We start from the raw sequence: 24,467 nt of genomic DNA, 5'->3' as shown, positions 1-24,467 counted from the left end.
TCGGCGGCATCGACGCCTTATTGCGGCATGGTGTCGATCTTGCCCGCGGCGATGTCATTGGCGACGGCCGTCACCTCGGCGCGGATGTCCTCGGGGACGGTCACCGGCGCATCGTTTCGGAAATCGAAGCGGATCACCTTGGGATCTTTCAACCCGAAGACGACGTTCGATTCCGGTGGATTACCCTCGCGGATGTTGCGCACCACCTCGACCACGCCCTGGGCGTAATCGGCCACGTAAAGACCCAGGATGTTGTTGGGCGCCACCTCGGTGAAATCGCTGAAGATGCTGAAGGTGCGCACGTCCTTGCCCGATTCGGCGATGGCCTGATAGGCCCCGACGGTTGCGCCCGAGGCATTCGGCACCACGAAATCGGCGCCTTGCGCGATCATGCTGAGGGCTGCCTCCTTGGTGGCGGTGGTGTCGGTGAAATTGCCGATATAGGCCTCGCTGATCGGGAAGTCGGGGTTGACGCTGCGCGCCCCGGCCTTGAAGCCCGCGAAGGCTTCCTGAATCGGGGGGATCTCCATGCCGCCGACAAGGCCGGCCTTCTTGCCCATTCTGGCGGCGATGACCCCCATCAGATAGAACGGCTGGCTGGTGTCGGTGTTCAGCCCGATCACCTTGCCCTCATGGATGCCGCTCGACGAGATCAGGAACCAGGTGTCGGGATAATCCTCGGCCACGTCCAGCGCCGCGTCCTGGAACTCGAAGCCATGGCCCAGGATGACCTGATAGCCCTGGCTGGCATAATCGCGGAACGCCTTTTCGAACGAGGCCGGGTTCTGTTGCAGCTCGACATAGCTGACCTTGGCGCCCAGCTGCTCCTCGACGCCCTTCAGCGCGTTGTAGCCGATGCGGTTCCAGCCTTCCTCGGACACGCTGCCCGGCACCAGCAGCCCCATCTTGAGCTCCTCGGCCAGGGCACCGCCGGCGCCCAGGGCGATCATCGCGCAGGACAGGACACCCGGCAGCAGCCGGCGGCGAATTGCGGAATCAAACACGGTCATCCTCCCTTGGATGGTTATGCGCCGCCCACCCGGCCCCAGGGCGCAAGCACCCGCGGCGGCGGCTTTGTCGTTGCCGTCGTGATCAGGCCGCTCCGATACTCCCCTGGCTGGGGGTCGGCACGGCAGCCGTTGACAGTTCCCCCTCGCGGGCGCTGCCAGCCGGTAACATGCGGGAAAGAAGGGAAAGATTGCGACCCCATCCCTGAAACTTCCCTGGCCGTAAGCCAAGGTTAGAGGGAAAGCTTTTGATAGGGCAAATTCATTATTCTAATAAATTGTTTACGTTTCCCTATCAATCGGCCGATGCAAATGAAAAAGGGGCCGGCCCTGCGGCCGACCCCCGTTGATTGTGTGCCCCTTCAGCGATGCACCACGGTCGCTTCGGAGTTCTTCCAGTCCTCCCAGCCCTTGTCGCCCTGCATGAAGGCCTCGATCTCGGCGCGGCTGGCTTCCAGCCGCGGATCGTGCTTGAGGTAGAAATTGGTCTCGCGCGCGATCAGCCCGGAAAGGGCCAGAAGCCCGATCAGGTTGGGAATCGCCATCAGCCCGTTCATCACGTCCGAGAAGTTCCAGACCACGCCCAGCTGCACCGTGCAGCCGATATAGACCACGGCCGAAAACAGCACCCGGAACGGCATCACCCAAGCGCGGCCGGCCAGACGCTCGACGTTGCGCTCGCCGTAATAGGCCCAGCCCAGGATGGTGGAATAGGCAAACATCACCAGCCCCACGGTGACGATCCAGTGCCCCCAGTTGCCCGGCAGGCCGTGGCTGAAGGCGGTGCCCGTCATGATCGCGGGCGAGATCTGCGCCCCGGTCTGCGGATCGGTCTGGGCCCAGACGCCGGTGGTGATCAGCACCAGCCCGGTGCAGGTCACGACGATGATGGTGTCGATAAAGGTCTGGGTCATCGACACCAGCCCCTGCCGCACCGGATGCGTGGTCTGGGCCGAGGCCGCGGCGATGGCGGCCGAACCCATGCCGGACTCGTTCGAGAAGATGCCGCGGGCCACGCCGTATTGCACGGCGATCATGATGGTCGAGCCGACAAAGCCGCCCACCGCCGAACTGCCGGTGAAGGCCGAGGCGAACACCTGTCCGATCGCCCCCGGCACGGCCGTGATGTTGGCCAGCAGGATGTAAAGCGCCCCCAGCACATAAAAGACGATCATCACCGGCACCAGCGCCGCGGTGACGGTGCCGATCGACCTGATGCCGCCGACCAGCACCAGCAGCGTCATGCCGGCCAGCACCGCGCCCGTGATCCAGGTCGGCACCTGAAAGCTGTTGCTGAGGTTCGAGGCGATGGAATTGCCCTGGGTCATGTTGCCGATGCCGAAACAGGCACAGACGGCAAATACTGCGAAGGACAGCGCCAGGAACTTGCCGAAGCCGCCGGGGATGCCGCGTTCCAGATAGTATTGCGGGCCGCCCGATTTCTCGCCCGCGGCATCGGTGACGCGAAAGCGCACGCCCAGAAAGGCCTCGGAATATTTCGAGGCCATTCCCAGCAGGGCGGTGACCCACATCCAGAACAGCGCCCCCGGCCCGCCGATGCTGATGGCGGTGGCCACGCCGACGATATTGCCGGTGCCGACGGTGGCCGCCAGCGCCGTCGTCAGCGCCTGGAATTGCGAGATGTCGCCCGAGGCGTCATCGTCGTGGCGTTTCAGCAGGCCCAGGCGCAGCGCCGCGCCCAGGCGCAGGAACTGGATACCCCCCAGGCGAAAGGTCAGATACAGCCCGGTGCCCAGCAACAGCGGGATCAGCAGATAGGGGCCCCAGACGATGCCGCCGAGCCACCCCAGGAACTGCTCGATTTCTGCAGAGCTCATGTTTCCTCCTCATCTTCGGCTTCATGAGATTCATCACGGCCCTGTAGCGGGTGCTTGTCAATTGCGGCAGGGGGCAGGGCATCTTTTCCGGGCCGGGCGTGGCGGGAAAACATCCTTTCCCACCGCGATCTGGCGGATGCTTTTCCCCTTTTCGCGCCGCTGCGCCGCAGAAGTTGAGCTTGCGCCGGACCCGCCCTATAAGCCCGGGCAGGCAATCGGCACGGGGCCGGCGGGGGGCGCGGCATGCAGATGGGGACGGCGGCCGGATATTCGGTGCGTCTGGACGATCTGAGCTATCGGGTGGACGGCGTCGAGGTGCTGTCTGGGATCACCCTGCAATCGCAGGCGGGGCGCATCGGCATCGTCGGCCGCAACGGTTCGGGCAAAAGCACGCTGGCGCGGCTGCTGGCGGGGCTGGTCGCGCCCAGCTCCGGGCAGTTGCGGGTCTGTGGGGTGGATGTGTTTCGCGACCGCGCCGCGGCGCTGCGCACCGTGGGCATCCTGTTTCAGAACCCCGAGCATCAGATCATCTTTCCCACCGTGCGCGAGGAAATCGCCTTTGGCCTGCGTCAGCTGGGCGCCAGCCGCAGCGAGGCGGATGCCGAGGCGGCGGCGGTGCTGGCGCGCTTTGGTCGCGGGCACTGGTTGCAAGCCCCGGTCAGCGCATTGTCGCAGGGCCAGAAGCATCTGCTGTGTATCATGTCGGTGCTGGCCATGCGCCCGGCGCTGCTGATCCTGGACGAGCCCTTTGCGGGGCTGGACATCGCCACCCGCCGGCAACTGGCGCGGCATCTGGATCGGTCCGGGGTGCGGCTGCTGCATGTATCGCACGATCCGGCCGATCTGGCCGATTACGACGATATCTGCTGGCTCGAGGCCGGGCGGTTGCGGCGCCGGGGTCCGCCGGCCGAGGTTCTGGCCGAGTTTCAGGCCGAAATGCTGCGATTGGGGGATCAGGATGATCTCGCTGACCTCGCCCGTTAGGACGCGGGCGCATGACTGGCCGGCGGGGGCCAAGCTGGCGGGGCTGTGCCTGATCTCGACCGGGCTGTTCCTGACCGACAGCCCGGTGGTGCAGGCCTTGGCCTTGGCGCTGGTGCTGGGGCTTTATGCGCTGCCGGGGCGGGATTTCGCCCGCGCCGGGCTGGCGGCGCTGCGCCTGGTCTGGCCCTTTGTCGCGGTGGTGCTGGTCTGGCACGCGCTGACCGACGATCTGCGCGGCGGGCTGGTGATTGCGCTGCGCATGACCAGTTTGGTGGCGCTGGCCAATCTGGTGACGATGACCACGGCGCTGGACCGGCTGACCGACCTCTTGCACCGGCTGCTGGCGCCGCTGCGCCGGCTGGGCCTGCCCACGCATCTGCTGGAGACCGCCATCGCGCTGGTCATCCGCTTTACTCCGGTGCTGGTGCAGCGTGCGCAGCACCTGGTCGCCGCCTGGCGGGCACGGGCGCTGCGGCGGCCGGGATGGCGGCTGATCCTGCCGCTGACGTTGCAGGCTCTGGACGAGGCCGATCATGTCGGCGAAGCTTTGCGCGCGCGGGGTGGCCCGCTACCTTTCGATGAACAGGAGAGAACTCGTGGAACGTAATATTGCCCAGATTGCGCTTTTTGCCGCCATGATCGCGGCGCTGGGGCTGGTGCCGCAGATCACGCTGGGCTTTGGGGTGCCGATCACGGCGCAGACGTTGGGGGTGATGCTGGCCGGTGCGGTGCTGGGCGCGCGGCGCGGCGCGGCGGCGGCCGGGCTGTTCATCCTGCTGGTGGCGCTGGGTCTGCCGTTGCTGGCCGGGGGTCGCGGCGGGCTTGGGGTGTTCACCTCGCCCACGGCCGGCTTTGCGCTTGGCTTTCCGGTGGCGGCCTTCGTGACCGGCCTGGTGGTCGAGCGGCTGCGCCTGCGCCCGGTGGGGCTGGCGGCGGGGCTGGCCTCGGTCATCGGCGGGATCGTGGTGCTTTACGCCATGGGCGCAACCGGGCTGGCGCTGGTCACCGGCAAGACCCTGTCCGAGGCGCTGGTGCTGGTGATGGTCTTTGTGCCCGGCGATCTGCTCAAGGCCGGTATCACCGGGATGCTGGTGCAGGCCCTGGCCAAGGCCCGGCCCCAGACCCTGGCCTGGGCGCAGGACGCCGCGCCGAAGATCCGGCTGTGACCTGGTTCGCGCCGCCGCCGGACGCCGACGCGATCGCCTGTGGCGCGCGCGGCCAGAACCGCGCGGCGGTCGCCAGCCTGCTGGCCTGCCTGCACCGCCGGCAGGCCATCCACGCGGGGCCGCAGGGTGTTGCCGCAGCCGGGCCCCAGCCCTGGGTGTTCTGCCAAAGCTCGGGCTCGTCGGGGCGGGCCAAGACCATTCGCCGCAGCCAGGCGTCCTGGATCGCCAGCTTTCAGGTCAATCGCGCCTTGCTGGGCATCACCTCGCGCGACCGCTATGCGGTTCTGGGCGAACTGGGCCATTCGCTGGCGCTTTATGCCGCGGTCGAGGCGCTGCATCTGGGCTGCGGGCTGATGGTGCTGGCCGGCGACAGCCCGCGCGCGCAACTGGCGGCACTGGCGCGGGCGACGGTGCTTTATGCCACCCCCACGCAGCTCAGGCGGCTGCTGCTGGCCGCTCGGGGCGATACGCTGGCCGGCATGGCGCAGGTGATCTGCGGCGGTGGCAAGCTGGACGCCGCCTGCCGTCAGGGCCTGACGGGGCTGTTTCCGAATGCGGCGCTGCGGGAATTCTACGGCGCCTCGGAAACCAGCTTCATCACCATCGCGGACGATCGCACCCCGCCCGGTTCCGTGGGCCGCGCCTATCCGGGGGTAGAGATGCAGCTGGCACCGGACGGCGGCATCTGGGTGCGCAGCCCCTATCTGTTCGACGGCTATACCGAGCCGGGGCCGCAGATCGCGCGCCGGGCGGACGGCTTTGTGAGTGTCGGCGATCTGGGCCGGCTGGACGGGCAGGGGTATCTGTCCCTGCGGGGCCGGGCCAGCCGTGTGGTCACCATCGCCGACCGCAACCTGTGCCTGGACGAGGTCGAGGCGGTTCTGGCCGCTGCCGGTGCCGGGGTCTGCGCGGCGCTGGCGCTGCCCGATGCGCAGCGCGGCCATGCGCTGCTGGCGGTTGTCGAGGGCCCCGAAAACCCCGCCCTTGCCCGCGCGCTGCGCCGCGCCTGCCGGGACGAACTGGGCGATCACGCGGTGCCGCGCTGGATCCGGCACCTGCCGGCGCTGCCGCTGCTGGCCTCGGGCAAGCCGGATCTGGTGGCGCTGGCCGCGCATTTCGCCCCCATGGCCCAGGGGGCCTAGCATCATGGCGGTGATCGTCGCCGCCCGCCGCAGCCCGGTGGCCCCGCGCGGCGGTGCGCTGGCCGGGCACGAGGTCCATGATCTGGCCGCGCCGGTGATTGCGGCGCTGTTGGCCGATGCCGGCCTGCCGGCCGATGCGGTGGACGAGCTGATCCTGTCGAATGCCCTGGGCGCGGGCGGCAACCCGGCGCGGCTGGCGGCGCTGGCCGCCGGGTTGGGGCAAGATGTGGCGGGCCTGTCGATCGACCGGCAATGCTGCGGCGGGCTTGACGCCCTGTTGCTGGCCGATGCGCTGATCGATGCCGGGCGGCATCGGGTGGTGATCGCCGGCGGGGCCGAAAGCTATTCCCGCCGCCCGCTGCGGTTGCGCCCCGATCCGCAAGGGGGTCCGCCCGTCGCCTATGACGCGCCGCCCTTTACCCCCTGGCCGGACCGCGACCCTGACATGGCGCAGGCCGCGCAGGCCCTGGCGCTCGGCCGCGGGCTGGATCGGGAGGCGCAGGATCGCTGGGCGGTCGCCAGCCATGCCCGCGCGCTTGCTGCCCACCTGCCCGAGATCGTGCCGATGGCCGGGCTGCGCCGCGACCCCTTTGCCCGGCGGCTGTCACCGACGCTGGCCGCGCGGGCGCGGTCGGTTGCGGGCAGCATCAGCACCGCGAACATGGCGGTGGCGGCCGATGGCGCCGCCTTTTGCCTGCTGGTGTCGGATCAGTTGGCGCGCGATCTTCCCGGGCGGCGCTGGCGTATCCTGTCCGGGGCGACGCTGGGCGACGATCCCGGCTGCCCGGGGCTGGCGCCGGTGCCGGCCATGCGCCGGGCGCTGACGCAGGCCGGGCTTGGTCCTGCCGATCTGGCCGCCGCCGAGATCATGGAGGCCTTTGCCGTTCAGGCCATGGCCTGCGTGGCCGAGATCGGGCTTGACCCCGCGCGCGTCAACCGTGGCGGCGGGGCCTTGGCGCGCGGCCATCCGATCGGCGCCTCGGGCGCGGTCAATGCGGTGCGGCTGTGCCATGAACTGGCGCCGGGCCAGCATGGTCTGGCCGCCATCGCCGCCGCCGGCGGACTGGGCAGCGCCCTGGTGCTGCGCGCCGACTAGAAGCCGCGAAAGCTGGTAAAGGCGGGCAGATCCTCGCGCGCGGTGCGCAGACGGTTTTCCGGTGCCTCGGGGTCGGGCCAGCCAAGCGCGATGCCGCAGACCACCATTTCCTGCGGCGGCAGGTCCAGCAAGCGGTGGATCACCGCCCCGTAATTGGCCATGGCGCCGATGCCGGTGGCGCCCAGGCCCTGGGCCTCGGCCGCCAGCAGAAAGCCCATCAGGCTCATGCCCAGGTCCATGAAGCAGCCGCTGCCCATGCGTCGGTCGATGCTGACAATCACCCCCACCGGCGCATCGAAAAAGCGATAATTGCGGCGAAAATGCGCCCGCCGTCCCTCCAGGTCGCGCCGCGACACCCCCAGCGCCTGATAAAGCGCAAACCCTGCCGCCCGTTGACGCGCCTTGAGTTCAGGCGGCATCGGCTCGGGGAAATAGCTGTATTCGCAATGTTCGGGCTCGCCCGCGTCGATGGCGGCCTCGATCCCCGCGATCAGGTCCAGCAGCGGGGCGCCGGTCAGCACATGGAAATGACCCGGTTGCAGATTGGCGCCGCTAGGCGCGGTGCGGGCGAGGCGGCAGATTTCCTCGACCATGGCGCGCTCGACCGGGCGCGGCTGATAGGCCCGGATCGAGCGTCGCCGCCGCATCAGCCCGGCAAAGGCCGCTGTCATCTCTGCATCGCCGTTCATGGGCAGGGAACTTGTCCGATGGCCGGGCAGGGGTCAAGGCCGCGCGCGACCCGCGATGCTTGCGCCGGCCCGGCATCTGCGCGATGTCTTGACATGCGACCCCCGACCGCATGGAGCGCGCATGAACCAGAACCTGTTTCACCTGCTGGCCGAAGGTATCGTCGATCCCAAGGCCACGGCCATCGAAACCCCCGACGGCCACCGTCTGAGCTATGCCGACATCCTGGCGGCCAGCGCGCGCATGGCGCATGCGCTGGTGTCCCTGGGCGTGGTGCCGGGCGACCGCGTGGCGGCGCAGGTGGAAAAATCGGTGCCGGCGCTGATGCTGTATCTGGCCAGCCTGCGGGCGGGGGCGGTGTTCCTGCCGCTGAACACCGCCTATACCCCGGCCGAGATCGCCTATTTCATCGGCGATGCCACCCCGCGGCTGTTCGTCTGCGACCCTGCCGCTGCGCCGAAGCTGGCGCCGGTGGCGCAGGCGGCGGGGGCGCGGCTGATGACGCTGGGGGCCGACGGGTCGGGAACGCTGGGCGAGGCGGCGGCGGCGGGGCGGGAGGGCGATTTCGCCACCGTGCCGCGCGGCGCGGACGATCTGGCGGCGCTGCTTTATACCTCGGGGACGACGGGGCGGTCCAAGGGGGCGATGCTCAGCCACGGCAATCTGGTATCGAACACCCGCGCGCTGCAGCAGGCCTGGCGCTTTGACCAGCGCGACGTGCTGATCCATGCGCTGCCGATATTTCACACCCACGGGCTTTTCGTGGCCAGCAATGTGACGCTGTTTTCCGGCGCCTCGATGATCTTCCTGCCGAAATTCGACCCGGCGCAGGTGCTGGGGCTGATGGGACGGGCCAGCGTGTTGATGGGGGTGCCGACATTCTATGTCCGGCTGCTGGCCGAACCCGGCCTGGACCGGACAAGCACGGCGGGGATGCGGCTGTTCGTCTCGGGCTCGGCGCCGCTTTTGGCCGAAACGCATCGCGCCTGGCAGCAGCGCACCGGCCACGCCATCCTGGAACGCTATGGGATGACGGAAACCAACATGAACACCTCGAACCCCTATGAGGGGCCGCGGGTGGCGGGGACCGTGGGCCTGCCGCTGCCGGGGGTCGAGGTCAAGGTGACCGATCCTGTCAGCGGCGAGACCCTGCCCCAGGGCCAGATCGGCATGGTCGAAGTGCGCGGTCCCAATGTGTTCAAGGGCTATTGGCAGATGCCGGAAAAGACAGCGGCCGAACTGCGGCCGGACGGGTTCTTCATCACCGGCGATCTGGGCTGTTTCGACGACAACGGCTATCTGCAGATCGTCGGGCGCGGCAAGGATCTGGTGATCTCGGGCGGGCTGAACGTCTATCCCAGGGAGGTCGAGACCGAAATCGACGCCCTGCCGGGGGTGGTGGAGTCCGCGGTCATCGGCCTGAGCCACCCCGATCTGGGCGAGGCGGTGACCGCCGTGGTGGTGCCCGATCCCGACCACCCCGCGACCGAGTCCGCGATCCTCGCGGCGCTGGCCCCGCGGCTGGCGCGCTTCAAGCTGCCCAAACGGGTGCTGTTCCTGGACGAACTGCCGCGCAACACCATGGGCAAGGTGCAGAAGAACCAGCTGCGCGACCGTTATGCCGGGCTTTACGGCTAGGCCGGGTCAATAGCGCAGTCGGGCGTAATAGGATCGCGCGGCCGCCGCCCGCACCTGGCCCAGCGTGGCCAGCCCGCGCTGTTCCAGCAGCGGCCACAGCCGCAGGAACACCTGCGCCGTGGCCATGGCATCGGCCAAAGCGTTGTGGCGCGCCCCGATGCTGACCCCCAGCCGCGCGGCGATCGCCTCGAGCGCGTGCGAGGGTTCCTCGGGCTGGGCGATGCTGGCCAGCAGCAGCGTGTCCAGCACCGGCTGGTCGAACTTCAGCCCGGTCTGCGGCTCTTTCAGCTGCAGAAAGCGCATGTCGAAGGCGACATTGTGCCCGACCAGAACCGAATCGGCGGCAAAGGCATGAAAGGCCGGCAGCACCTTGTCGATGGTGGGCTGACCGCGCACCATCTGCGGCAGGATGCCGTGAAACGGGATCGAGCTTTCAGGGATCGGCCGGCGCGGGTCGATCAGCTGGTCGAAACATTCGCCCTGCAGGATCTTGCCGTTGACCAGGCGCACCGCGCCGATCTGGATGATCTCGTCGCCGCCGGCGGGGTCGAGGCCGGTGGTTTCGCAATCGAAAACCGTAAAGCTCAGGCTGTCCAGCCGCCTGTCGTCCAGCGCGGTGTCGGGGGCGCTGCGGGCGAAGAGGTCGAAATCGTAGAACTCGGGCCGCGGCGCGCTGGCCGGCGTGGCGGCGGCTGCGGTGGGGGGTGCGGACCCCGCCACCGGCAGCAGAAAGCGCAGAAAGCTTTCGCCATGCGCGGCGTCCTGTTCCAGCCACAGCGCGCCGCCGTGACGTTCGGCCACCGCGCGCGGGTCCAGCCCGGCGCCCGTCTGCGCCAGCAGCGGGGTGAGGTCGCGCCCGGCGGTCAGCGCCTGCGGCCAGACCAGGTCCAGATGCGCCCGCCCCCGCCCCGGCACCGACAGCCGCAACCGCAGCACGCCTGGATCCCCTGCGCCCAGCCGCCCGGCCAGGTCGGCCAGCACCTCGATCAGGGCGAAACTGTCCAGGTTCAGCCACAGGTCCGGCGCCAGATCCTGCACCTGCGGCGGTTGGCCGTGGCGGGCGCGGATATGCGCCGCCGCCGCCTCGAGCAGATCGGCGCCCGGCATTTCCTGCAAGGGCCAGCGCGTCAGCAGATCATGGGCGGTATCCGCCCCCATCTTGTCCAGCCGCGCGGCCAGGGTGGCGACCTCGTCGCGGACGATGCGTTGAAAGCCGTCACGCTCTTGCGGTTGCAGATCGGGGAATTCCAGCATGTCCAGCGCCGCCTGCATGTTGGCCAGCGCGGCGCGGCTGGCCTCGGTCAGGGCGATCAGGCGCTTGTCCTGCGCCGACTGGCTCGAGAGCTGGCGGGTCACGTCCTCGAACAGCAGCACATAGCCGCCGGCCTGCACCGGGGCCAGCACCACCTGCAACAGGCGGTCTCTGCGGGCGGTGACGAAGCGGGCCGAGGCTGCGCCCTGGCCCCGGGCCTGGTGGCGGGTCACGGTCTGCAAGGCATGGTCGATCAGCGCGCGGTCGATCAGCGCATGGATCGAGCGGCCCAGCCCGATCAGATCGGCGCCGCCGGCGACCTCGGGCGTGTCGGACAGTGCCTGAAACAGCGTCCGGGCGCGGTCGTTATAGAGCAGGATCTGACCGTCCAGATTGCAGACCACCACGCTTTGATGCAGCTGCGCCATCAGCGCGCCCAGCTGGTCGCGTTCCCGCGCCACCTTGCGGCTGGCCTCCTGCACCATGTTGTCCATGTCCGCGCGCAGCGCCGAGGCCGTCGCCGCCAGCCGGTTCACCGCCTGTGCCAGACCGGCCTGCGGGCCCTGTTCCGCCAGCGGCGGCGCGGCGGGGTCCAGTGCCAGCAGCTGCGCGCCGTCGGCCAGCCGGCGCGGCGCGGCGATCAGGCGCTGGTAAAGCTGCCAACCCGTCCAGGCTGCCGCCGCAGCGCCCAGTGCCAGCCAACCGGCCAGGGCGGTGGCGGCCGATGCCAGCGCCTGATCCCAGTCCCCGGCCAAGCCCGCTGGCAGCACGACCCGCCACAGTGCCAACCCGGCCAGGGCCCATAGCGCCAGCGCCAGCGCCGGGGCGACCACAGCCAGCCAGGCGCCGCGACGGCCGTTCATGCCAGCATCTCGCGGATGCGGTCCATCAGGGCATGGGTCGAAAACGGCTTGGTCACATAGGCGTCCGCGCCCGCGCCCATGCCGCGGGCGACATCGACATCGCGCGCCTTGGCGGTCAGCATCAGAATCAGCGTGTCGCGGATCTGCGGGTCGGCGCGCACGGCCTCGCAGACCTCGAAGCCGCTCAGACCCGGCATGGCCCCGTCCAGCAGCACCAGCCGCGGCCGGGCGCTGCGGATCAGGGCCAGCGCCTGGGCACCATCGGCGGCGGTCAGCACCTCATAGCCGGCGCGCCTGAGCAGGAACGACAGCGACAGCACGATGTTCGGTTCGTCATCCGCGATCAGCACCCGCGTGCCCATGTGCCCCCCTTTGTCCTTCCAGCTCGCACCCCCCATGCTGCGCCCGACAGGCTACAGCATGTCCAGATGAAAATGCAGCCCCAGCCACTGCTTGAAGCTGCGCACGATGTTGAGCGAATCGCGCAGCGCCTGCCGGTCCAGCCGGCCCAGTTCCACCGGGCGGATGCTGTTGTCGGGGGGGCGCCCCTGCGCCGCCTGGGCCAGGTTCGCGGCCAGCTTCAGCCCCATCATGCAATGCAGCGCCTCGATCAGGTCGCGCGCCAGGGTCGGGTCGATGCGCCCGGCCTGGGCCAGCAGGCGCAGCCGGTCGGCGGTGCCCGGCGGCGCGATGCCATATTGCAGGGCCAGCGCGCGCACCCCATGCACCAGCGGAAATATACCCAGCTTTTTCAGGTCGATCTCGGCCGCCTCGGGGCCGCGCATGCCGGGCAGGCGCCGCCACCAGCCGCCGGGCGCGACATGGTCGAACTGGCGCAGCGCCAGTGCGAACCGGGCCAGAAAGGCGTCATCGCCCGCCAGACGGCGATAAAGCCCCTGGCGCAGCTGTGCCAGCAGCCCGGCATCCCCGGCAACCGGCGCCGCGTCCAGAAAGATGGCCAGGTTCATCGGCCCGTCGGCGGTTTCGCCCAGGCTCCATTCCGCCAGGCTGCGGGCAAAGCCGCTGACGCTCTGGCACCATTGCGGGCGGCTCAACATGATCCCGCCGGGGCAGGGCGGATAGCCGAAATCCGCCAGCGCCTCGGTAAAGCGGGTTGTGATCGCCGCAAGGTCGGGGAAATCGAAGCCGTCGCGCAGGATCAGGCCATTGTCCTGGTCGGTGCGCATGACCTGTTCGGCACGGCCTTCGCTGCCCATGACGATCAGGCAGCTGTTGTCGATCAGTTCCGGCGGCGCCAGCAATTCCCACAGCCGCAGGAAGATCTGCCGGTTGACCCGCCCCACCAGCGCGGCGATCAGTTCGACGCGCACCCCGTCGCCGGCCAGCGCCCGGATCATCGGCGCCACCTGGGTGGCGGCGCGGGTCAGGGCGGCGATGTCGGGCGCGCGCGCCGCCTCGGCGCTGATAAGCTGCGCGTGATTGGCGACAAAGGCCATCAGGTCCATCTGTCCCAGAATGGCGACGACCTGATCGTCCTGGCGCACCAGCAGGCGGTGAACGCGATGACGCAGCATCAGCGCCAGCGCCTCGGACAGCGGGTCGTCGATGTTGACGGTCCATGGCTCGAAGCGCGCCAGTTCGCCCACGGCGATGCGCTCGGCCGGCCTGCCGCTGGCGACGGCGGACACCAGATCGGTGGCGGTAAAGATGCCCAGCCGCGCACCATCGCGCACCAATGCCTCGGTCGCGCCCAGGGCCGACAGGTCGCGGCAAAGCGTCGCCAGATCCGTCGCCGCCTCGACCAGATGCGGCCGACGCAGCAAGGCATCGCCGACCCGCGCGGTCATCAGCGCCAGCAGCGGCGAGGGTTCATCGGCCAACGCGGGCGCCTGCGGATCCTGAGACACGACGCAATCCCATGTCGCTGCAAGGAACGAATGCGATCCTAGGGGGTAGCTGGCCGCCGCACAAGCAGCCGCGCGCGCCGGTCATAAATAATGATTATTATAAAGAGAATGTAAAAGAATTTCCCATGATGATGAATCGGGTCTAACCATGGTCCCAGACGGGCCGGATGACCTGGCCCCCGCAAGAGCCGGAGGTTAAGATGGACGGTAACGACGCACCCCAGACGGGCAAATGCCCGGTCATGCACGGCGGCATGACCTCGACCGCGCATTCGGTGACAGGCTGGTGGCCGAATGCTCTCAATCTGGACATCCTGCACCAGCACGACAGCAAGACCAAACCGCATGGTCCGGGCTTCGATTATCGCGAAGAGCTGAAAAAGCTGGACGTGGCGGCGCTGAAGGCCGATCTGCGGGCCTTGATGACCGACAGCCAGGACTGGTGGCCGGCCGACTGGGGCAGCTATGTCGGCATGTTCGCCCGGGTGGCCTGGCATGCGGCAGGCTCCTATCGCATGACCGACGGCCGCGGCGGCGCCGGCACCGGCAACCAGCGTTTCGCGCCGCTGAACAGCTGGCCCGACAATGTCAACACCGACAAGGGCCGCCGCCTGCTGTGGCCGATCAAGAAGAAATACGGCAACAAGGTGTCCTGGGCGGATCTGATGATCCTGGCGGGCACCGTCGCCTATGAGGTGGCCGGGCTCAAGACCTTTGGCTTTGCCTTTGGCCGCGAGGATATCTGGCACCCCGAAAAGGACACCTACTGGGGTTCGGAACGCGAATGGCTGGCCCCTTCGGACAGCCGCTATGGCGACCTGTCGCGCCCCGAGACCATGGAAAACCCCCTGGCTGCGGTGCAGATGGGGCTGATCTACGTCAACCCCGAGGGCGTCAATGGTCAACCCGATCCGCTGCGCACCGCAGCCCATATCCGCGAAACCTTTGCCCGCATGGCGATGAACGACGAGGAAACCGTCGCCCTGACCGCGGGCGGTCACACCATCGGCAAATCGCATGGCAATGGCAGCGCGGCCGATCTGAGCGCCGACCCCGAGGCGGCGGATGTCGAATATCAGGGCATCGGCTGGATGAACACCAAGGGTCGCGGCATCGGTCGCAACACCATGGTTTCGGGAATCGAGGGCGCCTGGACGCGCAATCCGACCAAATGGGACATGGGCTGGTTCGAGATGCTGTTCGGCTATGAATGGGAGCTGACCAAAAGCCCGGCCGGCGCCAATCAGTGGCAGCCGATCGGCATCAAGCCCGAGGACATGCCGCCCGATGTCGAGGATCCCTCGATCCGGACCATGCCGATGATGACCGACGCCGACATGGCGATGAAGGTGGACCCGATCTACAATGCGATCTGCCGCAAGTTCATGGCCGATCCGGAGTATTTCTCGGACACTTTCGCGCGCGCCTGGTTCAAGCTGACCCACCGCGACATGGGGCCAAAGGTGCGCTACTGGGGGCCCGATGTCCCGGCCGAGGATCTGATCTGGCAGGATCCGGTGCCGCAGGGACCGCTGCATTACGACATCGGCGGTCTGAAATCCGCAATCGCACGTTCGGGTCTCAGCGTGGCCGACCTGGTGACGACCGCCTGGGACAGCGCCCGCACCTATCGCGGGTCTGACATGCGCGGCGGTGCCAATGGCGCTCGCATCCGCCTGGCGCCGCAAAAGGACTGGCCGGGCAATGAACCCGAGCGCCTGGCGCGGGTGCTGTCGGTGCTGGAGCCGCTGGCGGCCGAATATGGCGCCAGCATCGCCGACACCATCGTGCTGGGCGGCAACCTGGGCATCGAACTGGCGGCCAGGGCGGCCGGGCATGACATTTCGGTGCCCTTCGCCCCGGGTCGTGGCGATGCCACCGACGAGATGACCGACGCGGCCAGCTTTGCCCCGCTGGAGCCGATCCATGACGGCTATCGCAACTGGCTGAAACAGGACTACGCCGTGTCGGCCGAGGAACTGCTGCTGGATCGCACGCAGCTGATGGGGCTGACCGCGCCGGAAATGGTGGTGCTGCTGGGCGGGATGCGGGCCATGGCCACCAACCATGGCGGCACGCGGCATGGGGTGCTGACCGACCGGCCGGGCGCGCTGACGAACGATTTCTTCGTCAACCTGACCGACATGGCCAACAGCTGGCACCCGATCGGCAACGGTCTTTACGAAATCCGCGACCGCAAGACCGGCGTGGTGAAATGGACCGCGACCCGCGTCGATCTGGTGATCGGCTCGAACTCGATCCTGCGCGCCTATGCCGAGGTGCATGCCCAGGACGATGCCATGCCGGCGTTCCTGGATGCCTTTGTCGCCGCCTGGGTCAAGGTGATGAACGCCGACCGCTTCGATCTGAAATAACCAAAGCTGCCCGCGCCGGTGCCCATCGGCGCGGGCTTACGACACCATCGACTGCAACTGCTGCAACGAGGCTTGCAGCGTCAGCAGCATCAGCCGCGAATTGCCGCTGGCAAAGGCCTGTTCGTTCTGCAGCTTCCCGGCGATCAGTGCCAGCAGGGTGGCGACGTTCTGGGCGCCCGATGCCATCTGGCTGCTCAGCTGTGCCAGCGCGGCGGCCTGTGCGGCGGCCGCCTGCAACTGGGCGCGTTGCATCTGGATGCCGGCCAGATCGCGGGCGGTGTCGGCAAGCGTTTCCTCGGTCGATTTGTGGTCGGTGATCAGGCTGGCCAGCTCATCGCCCAGCTTGATGAAGGGGCCCACCACCGGAATCAGCATCAGGGCGTTGATGGTGTCGATGCGTTTCTGGATCGCGCGCGCCTTGTCCATCAATTCGCGCTGTCGCGCCTCCAAGCCGGCGGCCTGCGCGGCCAGCTCTGTGGCGCGGGCCGTCAAGGTGGCGACATCGCCCGACAGCGCGTCGCGGCTGGCCTGAACCTGATCTTGGGCGGCCTGCGCCCTGGCCTGCAGATCGGCGGCGCGCAGGCCGAGGTCGTGCATTGCCGCCAGCGCAGCGGGCGTCATCGCCCCGTCTCCGATCGCGGCGACCAGCGCGTCGATCTGCGCCCCCGCCGAGGTGACGAAATCGGTCGCCTGTCCGCCCAGCGTATCCAGCGCCGGCAGGATCCGCGACACCATATCACCCGCGTGATCGCGCACCCCCGCCGCCGCCGGATCCTGCGCGGCATTCAACAACGCCTGCGCCTGGGCGCGGGCCTGATCGATGACCTGTCGATACATGGAAATCACCTTGATTCAAGGGAATGCCGCAACGCCCGGGGGATGGGCGGCGATGGCGCCGCCCTGTCCCGGATTTCAACGCATCACTTCGTTGCCCGGTTGTTCAGGCCGCCCGTTGCGGATAACGCGCCTGGACGAACTCGCCCAGGGTCTGGCCCTCGGCCGGCTTTTCCTGGCGCACGCCGGCGATCTGGGTCAGAATGATGCGCGTCTGGTCGCGGATGTCCTGCACCGTGCCCTGGGCGGCGATCTGATACAGCTTGCGGATCGCGGCCACGTCGGTCTGGCCCTTTTGCAGATCGGTGATCAGCAGGCCGATCTGCTGTTCCAGCCCGGTCCATGCATCGGCCATGTCCTGCGCCGCAGAGGCAGCATTTGCCGCCCCGACCGCCAACGTCTTGAAACCGCTGGAAATGCCGCTGGCCAGTTCAACCTCCTGGGTCAGCTGGGCGCGCGTCTGCAGGATCGAGTTCTTTTGCGAAATCAGCACCCCCAGCGCGATGCCAGAGGCCGTGGCCCCCGCCACCCCCGTCACCAGCAGTGCGACGCCGCCCAGCACCAGCGGCGTCGATGTGCCGGCGGTGACAAAGCCCGCTATGGCGCCGACGGCGATGATGAAGGCGCCGCCCGCCACCGCCAGCCCCGACAGGGCGGCCCCGGCGATCGCGCCGGAAATCTTGCTGTCGATGGAGTCGATTTCCTTGCCCAGACTGGCCAGAACGCCCTGATCGCCGCCGACCACGGCATTCAGTCGGCCCACATGGCCGGAAAAGGCAGCCGCATCGGCGCTGAGACCGTCGCGCAGGGTTTGCAGATCGACAACCACCAGGCGGGCATTGCCGCGAAAGTCCTGGGCCTTTTCCTGCGCCTCCTTCATCAGGGCGATGGCCTGGCTGGCCGGTGCCGTGGGATCAAGCGCCTGCGCCAGTGCGGCCTGCATGTTGAAATAATCGTTCACGTTGTTGCACTGCTGGCTCATTTCCGGCAGCACCTTGTCGAGATAAAGCTTGGCGTGGTCCTTGGCCTTGCCGATGCTGGCGTTCATGTCGGCCTGCAATTCCTTGAGGTTGGGCAGCTTGCCGAAATCCAGCAAGCTCTGTGCCTGCGCCGAAAGGGCATAGCCTTTCAGGATGATCGCCTGGCTGGCGGTGGCCGTCATGGCCTGACCGGTGTCCTGATTGGCCTGATTGTTCTGGGCCAGTTGGATGACAGACATGGTAAACCTCCTGCTGGAAAGTCATATTTCCGGGAAAAGCGTGCCCGAGCCTGACAAGGTCCGTTCGATCTGGCGAGTGCGATTGCCCATTCGGGTCCAGGCGGCCAGGGTTGCGGACAATGCGGCGGCGTTTTCGGCAAGGCCGGCACCTTCGGCCAGGCGCTGCTGCATCGCCGTGACGGCAGTCGTGATGGTGGCGAGTGTGGCGTAGCTTTCGGCAGCGACGGTCGCGAGGCGGCTGGCTGCATCGTCGATGCCGACGGTCTGGCTGCGGATCACCCGCACCGCCGCCAGCATCGCCCCCATATCGGCCAGTTCGCCATATTGCTGCGCCAGCAGTTCGTTGCCCTTGCGGATCGCCTGCTGGGCCTGTTCCAGACCCTCGGCGCCTTCAGAGATGGTGGTAATGGTTTCGGCCGGAAACTCGGCGATCTTGCCGGTATCGGGGTTTTCCTTGGTGGGTTTGGCGGGGTCGGTCGATGTCTTGTCACCGCCGGTCGCGGCCGGCTGCGGCTTCTTGCCCGCATCGGCGGCCCCATCCTTTGCGGCATCCTTGCCGTTATCCTTGCCGGCATCCTTCCCTGTCGTCTTGTCTTTGGTCTTGTCGGCGGGCTTGTCGTTGGACTTGTCCTTGGCATCCTTGTCAGGCTTGTCCTCGCCACCGCCGAACAACTTGAACACATAGGTAGCGATGCTCTTCACGCCGGCGCCGATCACATTGGAATTGCTGACGATGGTGCGGATCGCGGCATTGATTGCGGTTTCGGTCCTTTCGATGGCAGCATTGGTCCGGGCAATGCGACCATCCTTGCCGTCAAGTTCGGCGATCGCGGCGTCGATGGCCGCGTCCAGTTCCTTGAGCGCCTTGCCGGTCAGTTCGGAATGCAGCCGCGTCATGCGCAGCGCCTCCTGTGCATCTTCCTGATAGTCCCGCATCTGGCCTGTGACCTCGGCCATCGCCGCGGCAGCCTCGGCCGGGGTAGTCACATCCGCCAGGGCTGTGTTCAGGCCGCGCATCAGGTGCGACAATGCCGTGGCCTCGGCCACCTGCAATTGCAGTTGCGGCAGCACCACATTCAGATAGTAGCGCGCGGCCCGACCGATGCCGGTCTGGGCGGCGATTGCGGCCGCGCCCAGCCCGGCAGGATCGGCCAGCACCCGCAAATCGGGCTGGCGCAGAACGACCAGGGCGCGCAGCTGATTGGCCAGCGCCTCGCATCCCAGCCGATCCAGGTCTAGCGCATAATCATGCGGTCCCAAGGCGGCAGCCGCGGCCGTCCGCGTGCTCTCCGGCGGGGCCCCTGTTTTCGCATCAAGGAGCATGGAAAACCCCCTTAAAGTCGTGGATTCGCGTTGATGCAGTGTCTGGCACTGCCGCTTCGACCATGCGTGCGGGACAGGACAGGGGTCTGTGACTATTGCCACATATCCGGCAGGTTCGTCCGGATTTTTGCCCGCGACTCATTGCGACAATCTGCGTGGCGCGTGGGCAATGTGCCATTGTCGTGTCCTGCGGGTGCGGCTAGTTCTGACGCATGACCATGACCTCTCCGATCACCGACATCCTCGGCGGGCTTGAACTGCGCGCGGCAGCCTTCATCGTCACGATCTATGGCGATGTCGCCCTGCCACGCGGCGGGGTGTTGTGGACCGGCACCCTGATCGATGTCTGCGCATGTGTCGGCATCAACGAATCGCTGGTGCGGACCGCGATTTCACGACTGGTGGCGGCGCAACGCCTGCGTGGCGAACGTGTCGGCCGGCGCAGCTATTATCGTCTGGATGCGGCGGCGCAGCGCGAATTCGACCAGGCGGCGCGGTTGCTTTATGCCCCCGACATTGCGCCCCGCGGCTGGCAGATCCTGCATGCCCCCGACCTGGCCGAGGAGGAGGTGCGCAACCTGCGGCTTGGTCGCATGGGGGGTGGGGTCTATCTCCGGCCGGATCGAGACCAGACCTTGCCGGCCGGGGCAACCCTGTTTCGGGCCGGCGATCCGCAACCCCTGTCGCAGGTGGCGCAGTTCTGGGATCTGTCTTTGCTGAACGGCCGCTATCAGGACATGCTGCGCCGATTCGGTCCGCTGGCCTGGCAGTTGCGGGAACCGGGCATGACGCCGCAGGATGCCCTGGTCGCGCGCCTGCTTCTGGTGCATGTCTATCGCGCGGTGCTGCTGCGCGACCCGCGCTTGCCCACTGCGGCGTTGCCGCCCGACTGGCAAGGCACCGCTGCCCGCGATTTGTTCCAACGCCTGTATCTGGGGCTGACTCCAGCCGCCGACAGCCATATTGCCAATAACTTTCAAGGCGTTGATGGGCTTTTGCCGCAAGAGACCCCGGCCAGCCGGGCGCGCCTGGCGGGGCTGACGTCGGGGTGAATGGCAGGGGGTTTTTAGCTTCGCAGCAGAAAACATCACAAAAATCCGAAAATTTTTCTTCCCACGTGATGTTTCATGGCGTATAAACCGACCAATCGGTCAGCGAATTGGGAGAATCGTTGACCCCTCACATGACTATATAGGGAGTGGCCCATGCGGGAAGCCTTCATCTGCGACGCGGTGCGGACGCCGATCGGTCGTTATGGCGGGGCCCTGGCCCAGGTGCGCGCCGATGATCTGGCGGCGCTGCCGCTCAGGGCGCTGATGCAGCGCAACCCCGGCGTCGACTGGAGCCGGGTCGATGACCTGATCTTTGGCTGTGCCAACCAGGCGGGCGAGGACAACCGCAACGTCGGCCGCATGGCCGTGCTGCTGGCGGGCATGCCGATCGGGGTGCCGGGCACCACCGTGAACCGCCTGTGCGGATCGGGGATGGATGCGGTCGGCATGGCCGCCCGCGCCATCAAGGCCGGCGATTGCGATTTCGTCATCGCCGGCGGCGTCGAAAGCATGACTCGCGCTCCCTTCGTGATGCCCAAGGCCGAAAGCGCCTTTTCCCGCGCCACTGCCGTCTATGACACCACCATCGGCTGGCGGTTCGTGAACCCGCAGATGAAGGCGCAGTTCGGCGTCGATTCCATGCCGCAGACCGCCGACAATGTCGCGGCGGATTTCAACATCAGTCGCGCCGATCAGGACGCCTTCGCCGCCCGCAGCCAGGCCCGCTGGCAGGCCGCCCAGGAGGCGGGGCTGTTCGCCGACGAAATCGTGCCGGTGACCATCCCGCAGAAAAAGGGCGATCCCATCGTCTTTGACACCGACGAACACCCGCGCCCCGGCACCACGGCCGAGACGCTGGCCAAGCTCAAGGGCGTGAATGGTCCCGAACTGTCGGTCACCGCGGGCAACGCATCGGGTGTGAACGATGGGGCCGCAGCGCTGGCGATCCTGTCGGCCGAGGCGGCCGAAGCCCAGGGCCTGGTGCCCAAGGCCCGCATCGTCGCCATGGCGGCCGCCGGGGTCGAACCGCGCATCATGGGCATCGGCCCGGCGCCGGCGGCAAAAAAGGTGCTGGCGCGCGCGGGACTCTCCATCGACCAGATGGATGTGATAGAATTGAACGAAGCCTTTGCCAGTCAGGCGCTGGCGACGCTGCGCGATCTGGGCCTGCCCGATGACGCGGCGCATGTGAACCCCAACGGCGGTGCCATCGCCATGGGCCATCCGCTGGGCATGTCGGGCGCCAGGCTGGTGACGACGGCAATGTATCAGCTGCACCGCAGCGGCGGGCGCTATGCGCTGTGCACCATGTGCATCGGGGTGGGCCAGGGCATCGCCATCATCATCGAACGCGTGTGAACGGAGAACGGCCATGTATGCCCAGCTTGTGAAATCCGAAGGCGCCAAGTCCCGCGAGGAGATGTCCCCCGAAGAGATCGCCTTTCAGGAGCGCATCGACCGCGGCGAAAAGATCGAGCCCAAGGAGTGGATGCCCGAAGGCTATCGCAAGACCCTGATCCGCCAGATCGGCCAGCACGCCCATAGCGAGATCGTCGGCCAGCTGCCCGAAGGCAACTGGATCACCCGCGCCCCCACGCTCGAGCGCAAGGCGATCCTGCTGGCCAAGGTCCAGGACGAGGCCGGCCATGGCCTGTATCTGTATAGTGCCGCCGAGACGCTGGGCGTGTCGCGCGACGAGCTGATGGAGCTGCTGCATGCCGGCAAGATGAAATACAGCTCGATCTTCAACTATCCGACGCTGACCTGGGCCGACATGGGCGCGGTGGGCTGGCTGGTCGATGGCGCGGCGATCATGAACCAGGTGCCGCTGCAACGCACCAGCTATGGCCCCTATTCCCGCGCCATGATCCGCATCTGCAAGGAAGAAAGCTTTCACCAGCGTCAGGGCTACGCCATCATGATGAAGATGGCCTCGGGCACGCCGGCGCAAAGGCGCATGGCGCAGGATGCGCTGAACCGGCTGTGGTATCCGGCGCTGATGATGTTCGGCCCCAGCGACAAGGATTCGGTCCACAGCGCCCAGTCCATGGCCTGGCGCATCAAGATGAACACCAATGACGAGTTGCGGCAGAAATTCGTCGACCAGACCGTGCCCCAGGCCGAATATCTGGGCCTGACCATTCCCGATCCGAACCTGAAATGGAACGAGGAAAAGGGCGGTTACGACTTCAGCGAACCGGACTGGTCGGAATTCTTCGACGTGATCGCCGGCAACGGCCCGTGCAATCGCGACCGCCTGGGCGCCCGGGTCAAGGCCTGGAACGACGGCGCCTGGTTCCGCGAGGCGCTGGTCGCCCATGCCGAAAAGGCGGCCGCCCGTCGCACCGCCGTCGCGGCCGAGTGATCGCAACCCGCCTTCTGCAACACCTGCCCATCCCGCCAGGAACACGCGGCACCGCCGCCCCAAGTCAGGAACACAGCACATGTCCAAGGAATGGCCGCTCTGGGAAGTTTTCATCCGGGGCCAGCACGGGCTGAACCACCGCCACGTCGGCAGCCTGCATGCCCCCGACGCCGAAATGGCGATCCTGAACGCCCGTGACGTCTATACCCGCCGCAATGAAGGCGTGTCGATCTGGGTGGTGAAATCCGCCGACATCACCGCCTCGAGCCCGTCGGACAAGGGTCCGCTGTTCGAGCCTTCGAACAGCAAGGTCTATCGCCACCCGACCTTTTTCGACATCCCCGAAGAAGTGGGGCATATGTGATGCCGTCGCTGCCCGACATGACCACCCCCGACGTGGCCGAACTGGCGCAGGCCCAGGCCGCCCATGCCAGCCACCCCGCCGTGCCGCAGCCTGACGAAGGGCAAGAGGCGCTGTTTGAAACCCTGCTGCGCATCGGCGATTCGACGCTGATCCTGGGCCATCGCGTGTCGGAATGGTGCGGCCATTCCCCGGCGCTCGAGGAGGACATCGCGCTGGCCAATGTGGCGCTGGACCTGATCGGCCAGACGCAGCTGTGGCTGGCCCTGGCCGCCGAGGTCGAGGGCGCCGGCCGCAGCGCCGATGACCTGGCTTATCTGCGCGATGCCTGGGATTTTCGCAACCTGCTGATCTGCGAACGCCCGAACGGCGATTTCGGCCATACGCTGATGCGCCAGTTCCTGTTCGATGCCTGGCATCACGAACTGCTCAAGGGGCTGGTGAAATCGTCGGATCCGCGGGTGGCCGAAATCGCCGCCAAGGCGGCGAAGGAAGTGGCCTATCACCTGGAACGCTCGTCGGATCTGGTGGTGCGGCTGGGCGACGGGACCGAGGAAAGCCACCGCCGCATGGCCGAGGCGCTGGAGGCGCTGTGGGACTATACCGGCGAGATGTTCCTGTCCGACGACAAGGACAAGGCCATCGCCGCCCGCGGCATCATCCCCGATCCCGCCAGCCTGCGCGAGGGCTGGGAGCAGACCGTGCGCGCCGTCCTGACCGAGGCGACGCTGGATTATCCCGCCGGCGCGTTTGCCCACAAGGGCGGGCGCCAGGGCGTCCATACCGAACATCTGGGCTATATCCTGGCCGAGATGCAGTTCCTGCAGCGCGCCTATCCGGGCGCGAGCTGGTAACGGCCATGGATGCCGCGTCCCGTCCGGCCGTGGATCAGGTCTGGCGCTGGCTGGCCGAGGTTCCCGACCCGGAAATCCCGGTCATCAGCCTGACCGATCTGGGCATCATCCGCGATGTCGCCTGGCAGGGCGACACGCTGGTGGTCAAGGTCACGCCGACCTATTCCGGCTGCCCGGCGACCAGCATCATCAACCTGGACATCGAAACCGCCCTGCGCGGCCATGGCATCGACAAGCTGCGGCTGGAACGGCAGATGTCGCCGCCCTGGACCACGGACTGGATCACCGCAGAAGGCCGCGAGAAGCTGCGCGCCTATGGCATTGCCCCGCCGGTGGACGGCACCGCCGCCGATGGCGTGCTGGCCGGCCGCATCGCGCGGCTGACCGGCAACAACCTGACCATCGCCTGCCCGCGCTGCGGCTCGACCAGGACCGAAAAAGTCAGCCAGTTCGGCTCGACCCCCTGCAAGGCCAGCTATCGCTGCACCGACTGTCTGGAACCCTTCGACTATTTCAAATGCATCTGAGGTTCAGGAAGGACAC

At 67.5% G+C, this 24,467-nt stretch carries 22 protein-coding genes; 13 read left to right on the top strand and 9 right to left on the bottom strand.

Annotated elements, in window-relative coordinates; translation table 11 throughout:
• Positions 1 to 17 precede the first annotated feature (17 nt).
• Positions 18 to 950 (bottom strand): BMP family protein, encoded by a 933-nt coding sequence (locus GB880_RS15630; protein ID WP_154493334.1) that lies wholly within the window; start codon positions 948 to 950, stop codon positions 18 to 20.
• Positions 951 to 1,369: 419 nt separating this feature from the next.
• A complete protein-coding gene (locus GB880_RS15625) occupies positions 1,370 to 2,845 on the bottom strand; it encodes an alanine/glycine:cation symporter family protein (protein WP_154493328.1) in 1,476 nt (491 codons plus the stop codon).
• Between the two features lie 243 nt (positions 2,846 to 3,088).
• Here GB880_RS15625 and GB880_RS15620 point away from each other — a divergent pair, with 243 nt between their 5' ends.
• The 5 genes from GB880_RS15620 to GB880_RS15600 are packed head-to-tail and all read left to right on the top strand — an operon-like array spanning position 3,089 to position 7,233.
• Positions 3,089 to 3,829 carry an energy-coupling factor ABC transporter ATP-binding protein gene (locus GB880_RS15620; RefSeq protein ID WP_195840802.1) on the top strand — a complete coding sequence of 247 codons (741 nt, stop codon included), beginning with the start codon at positions 3,089 to 3,091 and terminating at the stop codon, positions 3,827 to 3,829.
• A complete protein-coding gene (locus tag GB880_RS15615; protein ID WP_154493330.1) occupies positions 3,804 to 4,436 on the top strand; it encodes a CbiQ family ECF transporter T component in 633 nt (210 codons plus the stop codon). Before GB880_RS15620 ends, GB880_RS15615 begins: the two co-directional genes overlap by 26 nt.
• Entirely contained in the window at positions 4,426 to 4,995 is a 570-nt protein-coding gene (locus GB880_RS15610) for a biotin transporter BioY (protein ID WP_263467432.1), read from the top strand. The genes GB880_RS15615 and GB880_RS15610 overlap by 11 nt, the downstream gene beginning before the upstream one ends.
• On the top strand, positions 4,992 to 6,137 hold the full coding sequence (locus GB880_RS15605) for an AMP-binding protein (RefSeq protein ID WP_263467430.1): 1,146 nt from the start codon (positions 4,992 to 4,994) through the stop codon (positions 6,135 to 6,137). Before GB880_RS15610 ends, GB880_RS15605 begins: the two co-directional genes overlap by 4 nt.
• Positions 6,138 to 6,141: 4 nt before the next feature.
• Positions 6,142 to 7,233 carry a thiolase family protein gene (locus GB880_RS15600; RefSeq protein ID WP_263467429.1) on the top strand — a complete coding sequence of 364 codons (1,092 nt, stop codon included), beginning with the start codon at positions 6,142 to 6,144 and terminating at the stop codon, positions 7,231 to 7,233.
• Here the strand turns inward: GB880_RS15600 and GB880_RS15595 are convergent.
• Positions 7,230 to 7,922, bottom strand: coding sequence for a nitroreductase (locus GB880_RS15595; protein WP_229774526.1), 693 nt, complete (start codon positions 7,920 to 7,922; stop codon positions 7,230 to 7,232). The genes GB880_RS15600 and GB880_RS15595 overlap by 4 nt on opposite strands.
• 121 nt (positions 7,923 to 8,043) lie before the next feature.
• On the opposite strand from GB880_RS15595, the gene GB880_RS15590 reads away from it, so the two are divergent.
• Positions 8,044 to 9,558: a malonate--CoA ligase gene (locus GB880_RS15590; RefSeq protein WP_263467428.1), complete on the top strand. Its 1,515-nt coding sequence runs from the start codon at positions 8,044 to 8,046 to the stop codon at positions 9,556 to 9,558.
• Between the two features lie 6 nt (positions 9,559 to 9,564).
• Here GB880_RS15590 and GB880_RS15585 read toward each other — a convergent pair whose 3' ends face one another.
• Genes GB880_RS15585 through GB880_RS15575 form a run of 3 tightly spaced genes read right to left on the bottom strand, consistent with a single transcriptional unit; the run spans position 9,565 to position 13,514 of the window.
• Complete coding sequence (locus GB880_RS15585; RefSeq protein WP_263467427.1) at positions 9,565 to 11,673, bottom strand: 3'-5' exonuclease; 2,109 nt, start codon at positions 11,671 to 11,673, stop codon at positions 9,565 to 9,567.
• A complete protein-coding gene (locus GB880_RS15580) occupies positions 11,670 to 12,035 on the bottom strand; it encodes a response regulator transcription factor (protein ID WP_154493217.1) in 366 nt (121 codons plus the stop codon). Before GB880_RS15580 ends, GB880_RS15585 begins: the two co-directional genes overlap by 4 nt.
• A gap of 51 nt (positions 12,036 to 12,086) precedes the next feature.
• Positions 12,087 to 13,514 (bottom strand): putative nucleotidyltransferase substrate binding domain-containing protein, encoded by a 1,428-nt coding sequence (locus GB880_RS15575; RefSeq protein ID WP_229774352.1) that lies wholly within the window; start codon positions 13,512 to 13,514, stop codon positions 12,087 to 12,089.
• 227 nt (positions 13,515 to 13,741) lie between these two features.
• Between GB880_RS15575 and katG the strand changes: the two genes are divergently transcribed.
• The gene (katG, locus tag GB880_RS15570) at positions 13,742 to 15,916 is read left to right on the top strand and encodes a catalase/peroxidase HPI (protein ID WP_154493219.1); all 2,175 of its coding nucleotides are present in this window, start codon (positions 13,742 to 13,744) and stop codon (positions 15,914 to 15,916) included.
• Between the two features lie 36 nt (positions 15,917 to 15,952).
• Here katG and GB880_RS15565 read toward each other — a convergent pair whose 3' ends face one another.
• The 3 genes from GB880_RS15565 to GB880_RS15555 form a co-directional block, all read right to left on the bottom strand.
• A complete protein-coding gene (locus GB880_RS15565) occupies positions 15,953 to 16,753 on the bottom strand; it encodes a hypothetical protein (protein WP_154550608.1) in 801 nt (266 codons plus the stop codon).
• 103 nt (positions 16,754 to 16,856) lie between these two features.
• A complete protein-coding gene (locus GB880_RS15560; protein ID WP_154493225.1) occupies positions 16,857 to 17,969 on the bottom strand; it encodes an HBL/NHE enterotoxin family protein in 1,113 nt (370 codons plus the stop codon).
• A 21-nt stretch (positions 17,970 to 17,990) separates the two neighbouring features.
• Positions 17,991 to 19,292 carry an HBL/NHE enterotoxin family protein gene (locus GB880_RS15555; protein ID WP_154493227.1) on the bottom strand — a complete coding sequence of 434 codons (1,302 nt, stop codon included), beginning with the start codon at positions 19,290 to 19,292 and terminating at the stop codon, positions 17,991 to 17,993.
• 212 nt (positions 19,293 to 19,504) lie between these two features.
• Between GB880_RS15555 and GB880_RS15550 the strand changes: the two genes are divergently transcribed.
• The 6 genes from GB880_RS15550 to paaD all read left to right on the top strand — a co-directional run bounded on the left by GB880_RS15550 (position 19,505) and on the right by paaD (position 24,451).
• Positions 19,505 to 20,344 carry a PaaX family transcriptional regulator gene (locus tag GB880_RS15550; protein ID WP_154493229.1) on the top strand — a complete coding sequence of 280 codons (840 nt, stop codon included), beginning with the start codon at positions 19,505 to 19,507 and terminating at the stop codon, positions 20,342 to 20,344.
• Positions 20,345 to 20,497: 153 nt separating this feature from the next.
• Positions 20,498 to 21,703 (top strand): 3-oxoadipyl-CoA thiolase, encoded by a 1,206-nt coding sequence (gene pcaF / locus GB880_RS15545; protein ID WP_154493231.1) that lies wholly within the window; start codon positions 20,498 to 20,500, stop codon positions 21,701 to 21,703.
• Positions 21,704 to 21,716: 13 nt separating this feature from the next.
• A complete protein-coding gene (gene paaA, locus GB880_RS15540; protein ID WP_154493233.1) occupies positions 21,717 to 22,709 on the top strand; it encodes a 1,2-phenylacetyl-CoA epoxidase subunit PaaA in 993 nt (330 codons plus the stop codon).
• Positions 22,710 to 22,788: 79 nt separating this feature from the next.
• Positions 22,789 to 23,073, top strand: coding sequence for a 1,2-phenylacetyl-CoA epoxidase subunit PaaB (gene paaB, locus GB880_RS15535; RefSeq protein ID WP_154493235.1), 285 nt, complete (start codon positions 22,789 to 22,791; stop codon positions 23,071 to 23,073).
• Positions 23,073 to 23,924, top strand: coding sequence for a 1,2-phenylacetyl-CoA epoxidase subunit PaaC (gene paaC, locus GB880_RS15530; protein WP_154493237.1), 852 nt, complete (start codon positions 23,073 to 23,075; stop codon positions 23,922 to 23,924). The genes paaB and paaC overlap by 1 nt, the downstream gene beginning before the upstream one ends.
• Before the next feature lie 5 nt (positions 23,925 to 23,929).
• On the top strand, positions 23,930 to 24,451 hold the full coding sequence (gene paaD / locus GB880_RS15525) for a 1,2-phenylacetyl-CoA epoxidase subunit PaaD (protein WP_154493239.1): 522 nt from the start codon (positions 23,930 to 23,932) through the stop codon (positions 24,449 to 24,451).
• The last annotated feature ends 16 nt before the right edge of the window (positions 24,452 to 24,467 follow it).

It is taken from the genome of Paracoccus sp. SMMA_5_TC (assembly GCF_009696685.2).
GTDB lineage: Bacteria > Pseudomonadota > Alphaproteobacteria > Rhodobacterales > Rhodobacteraceae > Paracoccus.
Note: the sequence above shows the minus strand (reverse complement) of the source record. Positions and strands in the feature narration are given on the sequence as shown.